This is a genomic window from Nonomuraea sp. NPDC003804, from assembly GCF_040610675.1.
Taxonomy (GTDB): Bacteria; Actinomycetota; Actinomycetes; order Streptosporangiales; family Streptosporangiaceae; genus Nonomuraea.
In genome coordinates this window covers 134,689-148,264 of the sequence record NZ_JBEXMT010000009.1, presented here as the reverse complement: position 1 = coordinate 148,264, position 13,576 = coordinate 134,689, and the positions used below count along the sequence as shown (strand labels likewise).

Genomic DNA, 13,576 nt, shown 5'->3' with positions numbered 1-13,576 from the left:
GTTCGTGGAGACGTCGTGGGTGAGCGGGATCTGACCGCGAGCGAGCTGGTTCAGAAGAGCCGACGCGTTTCCCGGATGGTTGCGGCGCATCGCCAGCCAGGCCAGCCCGCTGCCGGGCCGTTCCATCGCCACGAGCAGGTCGAACAGCGGTATAAGCTCCGGGCGGATGCGGCCGGTGCCATCGTCCAGGACGGCGGTGAGCCGGTCGCCGAGGGTGCAGCGTTCGCAGAGCCGCCCACTCAGAAGCCGTTGTCTTACCGAATGTAGTTCCTGCGTTTCAGCGCGCCTGGGCGGGTGCCTACCGCAGGACGGGCCTGCCCTCAAGCACCGCCTTCAGGATCTTCAGGCTGTCGCGGATTCTGTCCTCTTCGAGGAACTCAGGGAGGACCGCCTCCGCCACGCTGGCGACCTTGCCTTCCCCGCCGAGGTAGACAGCGGCATTGGCTCCCTCTGCGTACTCGTCCAGGTGCCCGCGAACACAGGTGTCGGTCGTTGGTTTGCCGGCGAAGTAGATACAGCCCCGGCCGCCCATCTCAAGCCAGGTATGTGCAGACACCGGCCCTTTGACGACGAGGGCGGCCGGGTCGTACAGCGAAGTCGCGAGAAGGTTCCGGACGGTCAAAGACCGGCCGACGAACAGGCAACTGTCCCAGAGGCACACCAGATCCTGTGCCACGACCGAGCCGGTGACGTAGAGCGAAGTGTAGACGTCCGCGTTGCAAAAGGTGATGGGACCGCTGACGGTTAGATCGCCATCGATGACGTAGACCGTGTCCTCGTCCTCGCAGGGCGTGTTGCCCAGCGCCAGCGCACCGTCGATCGTCAGGTCACCGCGGTGGACGTAGAAATGCTCGGGTTCCTCACCGAAATAGTCGTCGACATCCCAGCTGGTGCGGTTGCTCGCTTCGGCCATGTCGTACTGCTCCAGCGCCTCCTCAACTGGCACGGCATCCCAGTTTGCAGTGGGCGATTCGAGAAACATGCCTCTCCCTTTCGACAGTGGGGTCATCGGCGGGTGGTCGCCGCCGCAGCGTTCGATAGCTGCCGTGATCCTCCCTCACAGCTACGACAGCATGCTGACGGGCGATCCGAGTGAAGGTCACTTCTCCGAGTTCCTTCATCCGAGCGTCGCCCGTCGCAGGTCGCGATCCGTCCGAGCCCTGCTGCCGAAGGCGTCGATCCCGAGGTCCAGACCTGTCGCGGCGTTGTCAGACGCAGGACGTAGGCTCCCGGTCCGATGAGGTGCGACTACAGGCGTGGCACATGCGAGATGACGGCTGGCGACGGGACTGTGAAACTGGCGGCGTTGCGGACCGGGGCCAGGCCCAAACTGCGCGCGGACCTGTTCGCGGTGCTGGAGGGGTCGCTGCTCCGGCGCAGCTCGCAGGCCAACACCGCATTTACCGACACCGATCAGTTCGTCCGTCACCTTCGGCGGGACTCCGCGAAATCCAGTACCGCAGCGACCTGATCGACGGATGCCTGAGAAGCCGTTGTCGTGCCGAACTTGGCGTCGGGTTATAGGATTTGGCTTCCTGGCAGGGTGATTTCTGTGCTGTCCGCGCATGCGAGCAGGGCCTCTCGGAATCTCAGTGGTTGTCGAAGCCGAACGAGAGGTCCAGGAGGCCCTGTTGCCACGGTTGTACGCGGTCGCGGCGGGCGAGTCCAGTCCGTTCCACCGTGAGTGTGACTGCCTCGCGCATATGTACGGGAACGCGGACGGCCGGCCGGTCCGGGCACGCGTGTACCCGTCGGACATGACCGATGCCGAGTGGCGGGTCGTGCGGGCGGCGCTGCCGGTGCCCGCCTGGTTGGAAGGGCGGGGCGGGCAGCCGGAGGCGTACTGCCACCGGGAGATGGTCGACGCGGTGCGCTTCCTGGTCGACAACGGGATCAAGTGGCGGGCGATGCCGGCCGATTTCCCGGCCTGGACCTGCGTCTACGCGTTCTTCCGCCGCTGGCGCGACCAAGGCCTGGCCGGCGAGTTCCACGACCGGCTGCGCGCGCGGTGCCGCATCGCCGAGGGCCGGGCGGTGGAGCCGACCGCGGGCAACATCGACGCGCAGTCGGTCAAGGCCGCCGCCGCGGGTGGGCGCGTTGACCGCGGACGCCGTCGCGTTGGAGGCCCGTAAGATCGCCCAGCTCGAATCCGAGACCGGCTCGTTCCCGCTGGCCCGGTCGTCGGCCCTGGCCTGGCTGGATGAACCAGGGGTGGTGTCGCTGACCGAACGCCGCCTCGCCGCGCTGCCACCCGACACCCGGCCGCTGCCCTCGGTGGCCATCTACGACCAACTGCTGCGCCGTCCCGCAGCAGGCAGCCCTCCGCACTCCGGTGCGGAAGGAAGGCCCTGACCATGACAGTTCCCCGTCATCGCGGCCGCGGGCTTTCCCCGGCAGAAATCGCTGCGCGAGTTCGACTTCGAGGCCAACCCCAACATCGATCCCGCTGTGTCTGATCGGCGACTCGGGCACCGGCAAGTCTCACCTGCTCATCGCGCTGGGCACCGAAGCGGCCATGGCCGGGCACCGAGTCAAGTACACCCTGGCCGCCAAACTGGTCAACGAGCTGGTCGAGGCCGCCGACGAGAAGATCCTCACCAAGACCATCGCCCGCTACAGCCGCGTCGAGCTGCTCTGTCTTGACGAACTGGGCTCCATGGAGCTGGACCGGCGTGGTGCCAAACTGCTCTTCCAAGTGATCACCGAAAGGGACGAGCGCGCCTCCGTCGCCATCGCCTCAATGAGTCATTTTCGGGATGGACCAAGACATTTACCGACCCTCGGTTGTGTGCCGTGATTGTTGATCGGCTCACCTATGGCGGCAACATCATCGAAACCGGAACTGTGTCCTACCGCTACACCCAGACCCAGGCCGCCAAGGCCAGCCAGCAGGCTCCCAACTGACCACCGGCGTGCTCTTCCCCGATAGCCGCCGAACTCGTCGGCCGCAGGAGCAGGTCAAGGTGGAGCGCCCGCAGCGCAGCGAGGACGAGCACCTTGACCTGCGACAAGGACCGACCATCATCCGGCGCCGGGGAGGCGCGTGCACCGCCAATTGAGGTCGGCGTAGGGGTTGACCTAGGCATAAACATCGTCGGCCTCGGTGAGGTCGACACCCCTGACGACCTACGCGCGGCTGTCCTGCTTGGCGTCGTCGTCCACACGGCCGTCGTCGTCCGTGATCTTGAGCTTTCGTACGGCGGGAGTCAGCACGAGGGGTAGGTGGGCCGCCGCGGAGCCGAGGCAGGCGATCCACAGGAGCTGGTGAACGGTGACCGCCTCGCCCAGCAGCCCGCCGACGACACCGCCGAGCGGCAGCGAGCCCCACATGAGGAAGCGGAGGCTGGCGTTCATCCTGCCGCGCAGGGCTTCAGGGCAGATCGCCTGGCGGTAGCTGCCCTGGGCGACGTTGTACATGACTCCGACCAGGAACATGAGCGCCATGCCGATCGGGAACAGGGCGAGCCGCCAGCCTGGTCCTGTGAAGGCGACGAGCACGTTGAGCGGCAGCATGAGGACGGCTGCGCCGTACATCGTGGGGCCGTGACCGAAGCGGGCGATCACGCGTGGCGCGAGGAGCGCGCCGAGCAGGCCGCCGGCCCCCGCGCCTGAGATCATCAGGCCGTAGGCCGTCGCGCTCACGCCCAACTCGTCGACCAGGTACAACGGCTGGACGATGGCCCAGATGCCGCTGATGAACATGGTCATGGCGCCGACGAGGCCGATCAGGCGCAGGATGGGGTGGCCGAACACGTAGCGCAGGCCCTCCATCAGGCTCACGCGCCCCCCGGAGGGGGTCTCCTCGGCCTTGACGGTCGCCAGCAGGGTGGCGGAGATCAGGTAGCTGACCGCGTCGACCACGATGGCGATGGGCGCCGTGAGTACCTGCACGAGCCAGCCGCCGAGCCCGGGGCCGAAGAGCACGGAGAGGCTGCGCACGGACTCCAGGGTCCCCATGCCCTTGGGCAGCTGCTCCTTGGTCACGATGGAGGGCAGGAAGCTCATGTGGGCGACGTCGAAGAAGGCCGTGCCGACGCTGACGATCACGGCGACCGCGTAGAGCTGGGCCAGCGTGAGCGCCTCGAACAGAGCGGCGATCGGGATGGAGGCCAGGGCGACCGCGCGCAGCACGTCGGCCGTCACCAGGATGGGCTTTCTGCGCAACCGGTCGACCCACACGCCGGCGGGCAGCCCGAAGAGGAGGAAACCGATCATCCCGGCCGCGCTGAGCAGGCCCAGCTCGAACGGGCCCGCGTCCAGCACCAGCAGCGCGACCAGCGGGAGGGCCACGCGCGTGACGTGGGTGCCGAACTGGCTGAAGCCATCGGCGGTGACGTAACGACGGAAGGCGGGGGTCATCCGATCTACCCTAGGGGCGCGCCAAGCTCACGTGGACGAAACAGGAACTAAGTTCCTAACTGACAAGAGAAGGGCGAGAACGGTGGCCATGACCAGGCGTGCTGCAGGCTCAGGGAGCAGGCCGTGGGCCGGGCCGATGCATCTGCGGTACAGGCTGGAGCATGGTCAACCAGAGTGGTACCAAAACTCGCCTTCAGATCATGGCCGGTTGATCACCAAGTGGCGCCAAAAGAGGCCGATGCTTGGTCCCGGAAGTCACCGACGAAATCACACACGTCATCCCTCCCGCACGGCACCGGACTTCACGCCTGATCAGCGCAAACGCAGGAACTACGTTCGGTAAGACAACGGCTTCTCAGGAGCTTGCCTTCGCAGCCGCAGCGGGAGCAGTTGAATGTCTGGGAGAAGCCCCGCACAGGTGGTGCAGATCGCGGCACCGTCGCAGCTTCTACGTCCAGGAAGCGCGCGGGCCTGGCCGCATTCGGGACAGGTGCCCCGGGTTCGGAGCGCGCGATCGGCGCAGGTCCGGCAGATGTAGCCGTCCGGCCAACGTCCGGATTTGGGTCCGCAGCGACCGCAGCGGCAGCACTCGGCGTGCCACCGCTCGTGCTGCTTCTCGTTTGCGTAGCTGCGGGTCATGCGTCGGGGAGGATGCGCGCCCGCCGTGGCCGGAGCTTCTCGATTCCGGCGGGCGGGGTGGGCAGGTCGCTGGTGGCGGTCTTGCGGACCCCGGCGTTCTCGGCGGTGGTGGCGACCAGGTCGGCCGGAGTGCAGGAGAGGATGTCGCAGAGCGCGGACATTACCTGCAGCGATAGCCGCTCGGGAGTGCCGGAGACTAGGCGGTGTACTTGGGATGCCGACAGGTCGATGCCGATCTCGCGCAGCAGCGGCACGAGCTCGGTGGCCGTGTAGATGCGCTGATCGTCCATGATCTCGCGCAGCCTCCAGGTGTAGCCGACTTTGCGTTTCATGATTCTCTCCCCGGCTGAGTCTTGAGCGCGGCCGCGATGGTGGCGTCCAGGTGCCGACGCAAGGTGCCGTCAGTGCTCACGATCACTGTCTCTGCCCCCGATGAAGATCTCCCGCCAAGCCCCCATGACCGAGAACGAGCGCCTCGCTGCCCTCCGCCGCCTGCTCATCGATGCTGACATTCCCCAACTTCTGCGTGTCGTTGGCATCATCGTGCTCCGCTACGCGCAACCCCTTACGCGGGTCGTCCGGCTCACCATCGACGACCTGCTCCGCGACGGAGAAGCCCTTCTCCTACGGCTCGGAGAGCTGCCCCCGCCCGTCCCCGGAACCGGTCGCATCCCTGCTCCTGGCCTACATCGAGGACCGCGACAACATGAACTCCGCCACCAACCGCGCCTCTCGCTGGATGTTCCCTGGCCGCCGAGCAGGCCAGCCCTGCCGCCCCGACCATTTGTCCGCGCTTCTCAAAGAGATCGGCATCCCAGCGGCCGCCGGCTGCGGCGCCGCCGTCCGGCAGCAACTCCTGGAGATGCCTGCCCCTGTCGTCGCCGACGCCCTCGGCTACCACGACAAGACCACCGCCCGGCTCCTTCGGGAAGGCGGTGGAGCATGGAGCCGCTACGCCGCAGGAGATCACGGAACGTCACCATCAACCCCTACGGGAATGACGACTCGCGAGAGTTGAACAGGCGAGCCAGTAAAGCGCCTGCTCAGGGAAGATCCGAGCGCTGCCGTTGGCCACGAAGTTTCTCCAGCGCGGCCGCGACCTCACGAACCTGCTCAGGCTGCCGGGTGCACCAATCGGAGACATCGTTGAACCATCGGTTCCAGACGGAGCCGACAGCATCAGCAGTGATCTCTTCTCCACCGCAGACGAGAGTGGCGAGATCACCCACCTCGGGGTCATATTCGTCCTCCGGAGCCCCCATGCCCAACAGACCCTCGGGGTCGTACCGATTGATCAATGCACGGACTGCGGCGGCTACCTGATCACCAGTCATGACTCCAGCATGCCCCAGACGGCAGAGCTTCCGCTGCGACTACTGTCGGCCACATCAGCACTCGACGGCTGGACGAATACGCGACAGTTGATTACGCGACTCCACCAGCATCAACCCCGGGAACGTCGTCGCCGATCATCACCTCATTCTCGCGCCTACCTGATGCCCCCCAAGGGGATCATCGTTCGACTCTCGCGACCACGCTCTCGCCTGGAACGTGGCGGACCGCGTCGGCGAGCGTCTCCGCGGCGATGAGATCGCGGTGCGCGGCCACCGCCGCCGCCACCTCCTCGCCGCCCTCGATCCGCACGCGGACCCGGTCGGCCACCTCGAACCCCGCCTCGCGCCTGGCCTGCTGGACGGCGCGGATGAGGTCACGCGCCACACCCTCCAGGAGCAGTTCGGGGGTCACGGCCACGTCCAGGACCAGCACGCCGTCCGGGATGGCGGCCGAGTGGTCCGCGTCGGCGGCGACGGTACGGAGCTCGTACTCCCCGGGCAGGAGTTCGACGCCACCCGCCGTCACCACCCCGCCGTCCGCCGCCCAGTCGCCTGCGCGCACCGCCTTGATCACGCGTTGCACGTCAGGCCCCAGCCGTGGGCCGAGGACCCTCGGGATGACGGTGAGCACCTGCTCGCTCACCTCAGCGAGATCGCCGGTGAGCACGACCTCCTTGACGTTGACCTCCTGCTCGACCAGCGCCACGAACGGCGCCAGCCGGGCGAACGCGGGTGTCGCCACCGTCAGCCGGGGCAGCGGCAGGCGCACCCGCAGCCCCGCCGCCTTGCGTAGCGCCAGGGCCGCGGAGCACACCTCGCGCACCTCGTCCATCGCGGTGACCAGGTCGTCGTCTCCCCCCTGAGGGCGGGGGAACGGCGTCAGGTGCACGCTGCGGCCGCCGGTCAGGCCCTTCCAGATCTCCTCCGTCACCAGCGGTGCCAGCGGCGCCATGACCCGGGTCAGCACCTCCAGCACAGTGTGGAGGGTGCCGAGCGCCTGCGGGTCACCGGCCCAGAACCTGGTCCGCGAACGGCGCACGTACCAGTTGGTGAGCACGTCGAGGAAGGTCCGCACCGAGCCGCACGCCCCCGACAGGTCGAAGGCGTCCATCCGGGCGGTCACGTCGGCGACGAGCCGATCGGTTTTGGCCAGGGCGTAGCGGTCGAGCGGATGGGCGGACTCCCTCTCCCGAGCGCCCGCGTACAGGGAGTAGAACGACCACACGCTCCACAGCGGCATCAGCACCTGCCGGACGGCGTCGCGAACGGCCTGCTCCGACACCGCCATGTCGCCGCCGCGCATCACCGGCGACGACAACAGCATCCAGCGCATCGCGTCGGACCCGTACCGGTCGAACATCTCGTAGACGTCCGGGTAGTTCGACAGGCTCTTGGACATCTTCCTGCCGTCGTCGCCCAGCAGGGTGCCGTGCACGAGCGCGGTGCGGAAGGCGGGCCGGTCGAACAGCGCCGTGGCCAGCACGTGCAGCGTGTAGAACCAGCCGCGCGTCTGCGCGGTGTACTCCACGATGAAGTCACCGGGGTAGTGCGACTCGAACCACTCCCGGTTCTCGAACGGGTAGTGCACCTGCGCGTAGGGCATGGAGCCCGACTCGAACCAGCAGTCGAACACCTCAGGCACCCGGCGCATGGTGGAACGGCCGGTCGGATCGTCCGGGTTCGGCCGGGTCAGCTCATCGATGTACGGCCGGTGCAGATCCGTCACCTGGGTGCCGAAATCCCGTTCCAACTCCTCGACCGAGCCGTACACGTCCAGCCGCGGGTAGGCCGGGTCGTCGGACTTCCACACCGGGATCGGCGCGCCCCAGAACCTGCTGCGGCTGATCGACCAGTCGCGCGCCCCCTCCAGCCACTTGCCGAACTGGCCCTCGCCGATGTGGCCGGGCACCCAGGTGATCTCCTTGTTGAGCTCGACCATCCGGTCGCGCACCTTGGTGACCGCCACGAACCAGCTCGACACCGCCTTGTAGACCAGCGGCGTGTCGCACCGCCAGCAATGCGGATAGGAGTGAACGTAGCTCTCGTGCCGGTGCACGAGCCCGCGAGCCCGCAGATCGTCGATGATCGGCCCGTTGGCCTCGAACACCTGCAGCCCCTCGAACGGGGGCACGAGCGCGGTGAAACGGGTGCGCTCGTCCACCGTCATGACCGGCGCGATGCCCGCCGCGGCGCACACCTCGTGGTCGTCCTCGCCGAACGTGGGCGCCAGGTGCACGATGCCGGTGCCCTCCCCGGCGTCGACGAAGCCGGCCGCCAGGATCCGGAAATCGCCATCGACGAAGTCGAACGGCGGGACGTACCTCCTGCCGACGAGCTCCCGGCCCTTGAACACCTCGACGACCGTCGCGCCATCCGGTACGGCGTCACGACCGACCACGTACCGCTCGCCGTCCAGCTCCGCCACCGCGTAGTCCAGGTCGGGGCCGACGGCCAGCGCCTGGTTGCCCGGCAGGGTCCACGGCGTCGTCGTCCAGACCAGCGCCTTCTCGCCGGTCTCCAGCGGGAAAGCCACCGTCAGCGCCGGATCCCGGCGGTCGCGGTAGGTGTCGTCCATCTTGGTCTCGGTGGCCGACAGCGGCGTCTCGCACCGCCAGCAGTAAGCCAGCACCCGGTGACCCTCGTAGACCAGGCCCTTGTCGTGCAGCGTCTTGAACGCCCACAGGACGCTCTCCATGTAGTCGACGTCGAGCGTCTTGTAGCCGCCGGCGAAGTCCACCCAGCGGGCCTGCCGGGTGACGTACCGCTCCCACTCGCGGGTGTAGCGCAGGACCGATTCCCTGGTCGCCGCGTTGAACGCGCCGATGCCCAACTGCAGGATGTCGGCCTTGCCGGTGACGCCGAGCTGCTTCTCGGCGGCGACCTCGGCGGGCAGCCCGTGGCAGTCCCACCCGAACCGCCGCTCGACCCGGTTGCCGCGCATCGCCTGGTAGCGGGGGACGGCGTCCTTGATGTACCCGGTCAGCAGGTGGCCGTAGTGGGGCAGGCCGTTGGCGAACGGCGGGCCGTCGTAGAAGACGAACTCCTCGTCCCCGCCGACGGACGCCTCGAACGTACGGTCCTGCGCCCAGAAGTCGAGAATGCGCTGCTCGACCTCGGGGAACACTGGTTCGGACACTGCGCACTCCTCACATCCATCGGTCGGATGCGAGGACGGAGACTCCTCCGCGGTACCACCCCGCTTGGCGTCGAGACGCCCACTCGTTCTTCGGCTGTGACGGGCCGGCCCCGTCCGGTTCTACTGAGCCCTCGCGGGCCGTTCTTCCGGAGGCTTCCCGGTGATGGCCGGATCAACGCCTGTGCCCGGAAGCATAGCGGGACAACCCCGATCTTCCGCCAGCCGTTATCGCCCACGCGTGGTCGCACAGGCGGACTCCCATGCACCTGCGGTCTTGCCGTACCACTCGCTCCTGAAAACGGACACTCAAGCTGTCAACGACACCTCGCCGGAGCTGCTCGGTGGCGGCCACCGTTTCCTGCCACACCTGTTCCGCCTCCGCTCGACGGCACCCGTCAGTGTTGGTCTGCCGATGGCTGCGCTTGACGGGCTCGACCTCGGCGGATCCGTTGATCACGTTGCTCGAGAGCGAAGATCTGCTGAGCATACGGTTTATGGAGCTCGGCGTCGGCTTGCGCGACGCTCATCGGCTGGCGGGGCGTGCCGGCAGCGGCTGCCGCGTCGACCAAGGCGAAGGCCTCGGCGCGGGGGAGCGGGCGCGCTTCGATGACCTCACAGCCGAACGGGCACGCCGGCCCCCGTGCTCTCATACCGATGTCGTCGGTGCAGTCGATAGGCCCGCACAGGCCACAGCATGCTACAGCCGGGATCTACGCGTACACCTCGGCCAGCGCTGCGTCGGCAGCTACGGACCGGCGGCTGGCGGCGGGCTCGTGGCCGCTGCCGAGCGCCTGCTCATCCATGTGCCGTCTCCGGCTCCGGACCGGCGGGCAGGCCGCGGCCGGGGTGAGGCCAGGTCCCGGCGCGCCCGTGGCGATCGCCCCGACAGTGCGTCAGCTGTCGGCGAATCCGGAAGTGCAGAGCTGGGTACGGGTAACCGTGCAGAGCCGGTGAGCTGTCAAGCTGAGCACGTTGGGATCCTCGTCCCTTGGAGGTTTCGATGCGTGCAGGCGTCGTGGTCACCGCACAGCCAGGCGTGGAGGACCTCGCCGTACGGGCCGAGGAGTTGGGCCTGCACAGTTTCTGGGTCAACGACACCCCGATGGTCCACGGCGACGCCTTCGTCGCCTTGAGTCTGTGTGCGAAGGCCACCAGCCGCATCAGGCTCGGCATCGGCGTGACCTCACCGGCGCTGCGCTCGGCGCCGGCCGCCGCGGGTGGACTCACCAGCCTCAACGCGCTGGCACCGGGCCGGATCATCTGCGGGGTCGGGACTGGAAACACAGCCCGGCGCACGCTGGGCATGCGGCCGACCACGGCGGCCACGGTGGAGACCTTCACCGCCGCACTGCAGGGCCTGTGCGCCGGACGCACCATCGAGTACCGCGAAGGTGACCGGGTTCGCGACGTCCGTTTCCTGCACGCCGGAGGGCAGGTGAACACGGCCGACCCGATCGAGTTCGTCGTGGCCGCGCTGGGGCCGAAGGCCGCCGCCGTCGCCGGCCGCCGCGGCACCGGCCTGATCTCTTTCGGCCTGCTGGACCCCACCGCCTGGCACGCGCTGCACGACGCCCGCCGTAGCGCCGCCCGCGGGACACCCCGCGACCCCGATTCCCGCACGGACCCTCGGGCGGACTCCTATGTGGTCACCGCGCTGCACATACTCGACGAGGACGAGGACCCCCACGGCGACGCGGCCCGGGACGCGACCGGCCACCTCGTCCTGTCGCTGCTGGCCTTCGCCGCCGACACCGCCGCCGACACCGCCGCCGACACACCCGCCTTCGCCGAGCAGCTCGGCCCCGCCGAACGCGAGACGGTGCGGCGGCTGCTGGACCGGCGCGGCACCAGCGCCACCGCACCCGACCGGCACACCAAGCTCTACCCCAACTACCTCGGACGCATCGCACCGCAGGACCGCGACCTGATCCTGCCCTCGCTGATGAACACCCTGGCCTTGGTCGGCACCCGCGACGACCTCCGCGCCCGCATCGCCACCCTGCAACAAGCCGGCATCGACGAACTGCTCATCCAGCCGGTGATCGACCCACCCACTGAGATGGCCCAGCTAGCGAAACTCCTCACCTGAGCGGACCCGAATCCGTTCCGCTGAATGAGGCAGAACGGCAGCGGGGTCTCGCTGATCAGCTCTGCTCGTCTATTCGTACATGGCTCTGTACGCGAAGCCGCGCCGCCAGCGTCACGATGACCCTCGAACCGAAAACCGGACAAGCCATTGAGCACCTGGAGAAAGCCGTCGACGCGGCCCTGTGCCGCTGAACCACACCTCCTGACCGGCAAGGGCTTTATGGACGAACGAGCCCCGGAGACCTGTAGATCAGCTACCTGGCCGGTCCGGAGCGTCGGGACACAGATTGAGGTTGGTCCCTACGTCATCGGGTGAGCTTCTCCGCGGCCACGGATTCGGCTGTGTGGGCCTGCCTGTTCTTCATGGTCAGGGCCAGGAGGATTGCGCTGGCGGTGAACGCAGCTGCGACGGTGAAGGCCGTGGTGACTCCCTCGGTGAGGACGTGGTGGGCCGGTCCGCGTGAAGCGCGCGTGGCGGCGCCGAACACCGTGACGAGGATGGCCAGCCCCAGCGCACCGCCGATCTGCTGCATGACATTGAGCAGGCCCGAGGCGGCGCCGGCATCCTCGGTATCGCCCGGCTGACCGACGACTCCAATTCGATCAGCCGAACGTGTCCTGGGAGCTAGACGGCAACCAGTCCCAGGCCCGCGCCGCGCGAGCGGCCCTCCTCGAACAACTGACCCGACCACACCACTTCGTAGCCGGCGCCCACCTCGACTCACCCGGTATCGCCCGCGTTACCGCCTCCGGCGACGGTTATGCGCTGGAGTACCTCGCACCACCGATCGGCTGATCGAGCCTGTCGGCTCCGGGCTGCGCTCGCGATGGCGGCCAAGGAGGGCAAGCTCGTCTGGCCCGGCTGGTCGCCCACGAACTCGACCACCTGGACGGGGGTTGAGGAACATCGGAACGACAACCGGAGCTGAGCCTTGACCAGCCCTGGTGGGCGGTCGGTGACGCCGGCGGCGTCGGGGGATCCTGAAGTCGTGCCGCAGATAACGCCCTATTATCTGGGGCATCGTTGATCGCGACCTGCGGCGACGGTTCCGGGCCGCTACGCGAAGCGGCCCCTGTTATCTGTGGCGAGGGGGAAGCGGTGGCCGCCGTGGCGCAGCTGCCCGCCGGGAAGGCGCTCACCGTCCGCGGCGCCGCAGACGCCTTCCTCGACGCGCTCGGCAACCCGAACACGGTGCGGCACTACGCGATCGGGGTCGGCAAGACCGCCGAACGGGTCGGCGAGGGCCGGCCGCTCGGGCAGGTCGCGGACGACGAGATCGGCGAGGCCCTCGAAGCGCTGTGGGGCTCGACGGCGGTGAACACCTGGAACGCCCGCCGGGCGGCGGTGCTGTCCTGGCTCGCCTGGTGCGCCGAGCGCGGCTTGGACGGTCCGGAGGTGCCGGCCTGGGCCAAGCGCTTGACCCCGCCGGACTCCGAGACGCCGGCGCGCTCGAAGATGGCGATCGACCGACTGATCGCCCGCCGCGAGGTGCACCTGCGGGAGAAGTACCTCTACCGGATGCTGTACGAGACCGTGGCGCGGGCGGAGGAGATCCTGCCGCTGAACATCGAGGACCTGGACTTCGCTGGCCTCCGCGCGCTGGTGAAGGCCAAAGGCGCGCAGTCCAAGGCCCGCCGCCGCTGCCAGGCCCGCGAGGATTTCGTGCTGGAGCCGGTGTACTGGGACGCCGGCACCGCCCGGCTGCTGCTGCCGCGGCTGCTGAAGAACCGCAGCCGCGGCCCGGTGTTCGTCACTCACCGCCGCCCCCGGCCGGGCAAGGTCGTCTCGTCGCGAGACGTGTGCCCGGATTCCGGGCTGGCCCGGCCGTCGTACGGCCAGGCCCGCGCCCTGCTGGACGAGCACACCGCGCTGCACGGGGCGGGCACAGGCCCATCGCCGAACTCACCAGCCTGCTCGCACCCGGCGACACACGCCGAGGCGGCGGCACGTAACCGAGCCGGCCGACCCGTCGATCCTGATCATCCCGACCGACCCGAAACCACCGAGCCCTGGAGTTGA

Annotated in this window: 11 protein-coding genes and 1 pseudogene; 6 read left to right on the top strand and 6 right to left on the bottom strand. The window is 68.4% G+C overall.

All coding sequences use genetic code 11. The features are described 5' to 3' along the window. Positions 1 to 15 precede the first annotated feature (15 nt). Positions 16 to 267 (top strand): hypothetical protein, encoded by a 252-nt coding sequence (locus tag ABZX22_RS14785; RefSeq protein ID WP_354908629.1) that lies wholly within the window; start codon positions 16 to 18, stop codon positions 265 to 267. 31 nt (positions 268 to 298) lie between these two features. Here ABZX22_RS14785 and ABZX22_RS14780 read toward each other — a convergent pair whose 3' ends face one another. After that, positions 299 to 982: a hypothetical protein gene (locus tag ABZX22_RS14780; protein WP_354908627.1), complete on the bottom strand. Its 684-nt coding sequence runs from the start codon at positions 980 to 982 to the stop codon at positions 299 to 301. Between the two features lie 775 nt (positions 983 to 1,757). Between ABZX22_RS14780 and ABZX22_RS14775 the strand changes: the two genes are divergently transcribed. The 3 genes and pseudogenes from ABZX22_RS14775 to ABZX22_RS14765 all read left to right on the top strand — a co-directional run bounded on the left by ABZX22_RS14775 (position 1,758) and on the right by ABZX22_RS14765 (position 2,904). After that, positions 1,758 to 2,132 carry a transposase gene (locus ABZX22_RS14775; protein WP_354908625.1) on the top strand — a complete coding sequence of 125 codons (375 nt, stop codon included), beginning with the start codon at positions 1,758 to 1,760 and terminating at the stop codon, positions 2,130 to 2,132. Continuing rightward, positions 2,119 to 2,352: a hypothetical protein gene (locus ABZX22_RS14770; RefSeq protein ID WP_354908623.1), complete on the top strand. Its 234-nt coding sequence runs from the start codon at positions 2,119 to 2,121 to the stop codon at positions 2,350 to 2,352. The genes ABZX22_RS14775 and ABZX22_RS14770 overlap by 14 nt, the downstream gene beginning before the upstream one ends. Beyond that, positions 2,333 to 2,904 (top strand): annotated as a pseudogene (locus tag ABZX22_RS14765) (ATP-binding protein). The gene ABZX22_RS14770 and the pseudogene ABZX22_RS14765 overlap by 20 nt, the downstream one beginning before the upstream one ends. A gap of 222 nt (positions 2,905 to 3,126) precedes the next feature. Here the strand turns inward: ABZX22_RS14765 and ABZX22_RS14760 are convergent. From ABZX22_RS14760 to ileS, 4 genes are all read right to left on the bottom strand, one after another. After that, a complete protein-coding gene (locus tag ABZX22_RS14760) occupies positions 3,127 to 4,359 on the bottom strand; it encodes an MFS transporter (protein WP_354908621.1) in 1,233 nt (410 codons plus the stop codon). A gap of 635 nt (positions 4,360 to 4,994) precedes the next feature. Next, a complete protein-coding gene (locus ABZX22_RS14755; RefSeq protein ID WP_354908619.1) occupies positions 4,995 to 5,330 on the bottom strand; it encodes a helix-turn-helix transcriptional regulator in 336 nt (111 codons plus the stop codon). A 711-nt stretch (positions 5,331 to 6,041) separates the two neighbouring features. Then, on the bottom strand, positions 6,042 to 6,332 hold the full coding sequence (locus tag ABZX22_RS14750; RefSeq protein ID WP_354908618.1) for a hypothetical protein: 291 nt from the start codon (positions 6,330 to 6,332) through the stop codon (positions 6,042 to 6,044). Positions 6,333 to 6,510: 178 nt separating this feature from the next. Further along, a complete protein-coding gene (gene ileS / locus ABZX22_RS14745; protein ID WP_354908616.1) occupies positions 6,511 to 9,468 on the bottom strand; it encodes an isoleucine--tRNA ligase in 2,958 nt (985 codons plus the stop codon). A gap of 1,000 nt (positions 9,469 to 10,468) precedes the next feature. On the opposite strand from ileS, the gene ABZX22_RS14740 reads away from it, so the two are divergent. After that, entirely contained in the window at positions 10,469 to 11,557 is a 1,089-nt protein-coding gene (locus ABZX22_RS14740; protein ID WP_354908615.1) for an LLM class flavin-dependent oxidoreductase, read from the top strand. 304 nt (positions 11,558 to 11,861) lie between these two features. Here the strand turns inward: ABZX22_RS14740 and ABZX22_RS14735 are convergent, their stop codons facing one another. Continuing rightward, a complete protein-coding gene (locus ABZX22_RS14735) occupies positions 11,862 to 12,089 on the bottom strand; it encodes a hypothetical protein (protein ID WP_354908613.1) in 228 nt (75 codons plus the stop codon). A 566-nt stretch (positions 12,090 to 12,655) separates the two neighbouring features. On the opposite strand from ABZX22_RS14735, the gene ABZX22_RS14730 reads away from it, so the two are divergent. Further along, a complete protein-coding gene (locus ABZX22_RS14730) occupies positions 12,656 to 13,576 on the top strand; it encodes a site-specific integrase (protein WP_354908611.1) in 921 nt (306 codons plus the stop codon).

Bases quoted from the DNA above. Each gene is read 5' to 3' on its own strand.
- ABZX22_RS14780 (WP_354908627.1), bottom strand. From the start codon at position 982: ATGTTTCTCGAATCGCCCACTGCAAACTGGGATGCCGTGCCAGTTGAG.
- ABZX22_RS14775 (WP_354908625.1), top strand. From the start codon at position 1,758: ATGACCGATGCCGAGTGGCGGGTCGTGCGGGCGGCGCTGCCGGTGCCC.
- ABZX22_RS14760 (WP_354908621.1), bottom strand. From the start codon at position 4,359: ATGACCCCCGCCTTCCGTCGTTACGTCACCGCCGATGGCTTCAGCCAG.
- ABZX22_RS14755 (WP_354908619.1), bottom strand. From the start codon at position 5,330: ATGAAACGCAAAGTCGGCTACACCTGGAGGCTGCGCGAGATCATGGAC.
- ABZX22_RS14750 (WP_354908618.1), bottom strand. From the start codon at position 6,332: ATGACTGGTGATCAGGTAGCCGCCGCAGTCCGTGCATTGATCAATCGG.
- ABZX22_RS14740 (WP_354908615.1), top strand. From the start codon at position 10,469: ATGCGTGCAGGCGTCGTGGTCACCGCACAGCCAGGCGTGGAGGACCTC.
- ABZX22_RS14735 (WP_354908613.1), bottom strand. From the start codon at position 12,089: ATGCAGCAGATCGGCGGTGCGCTGGGGCTGGCCATCCTCGTCACGGTG.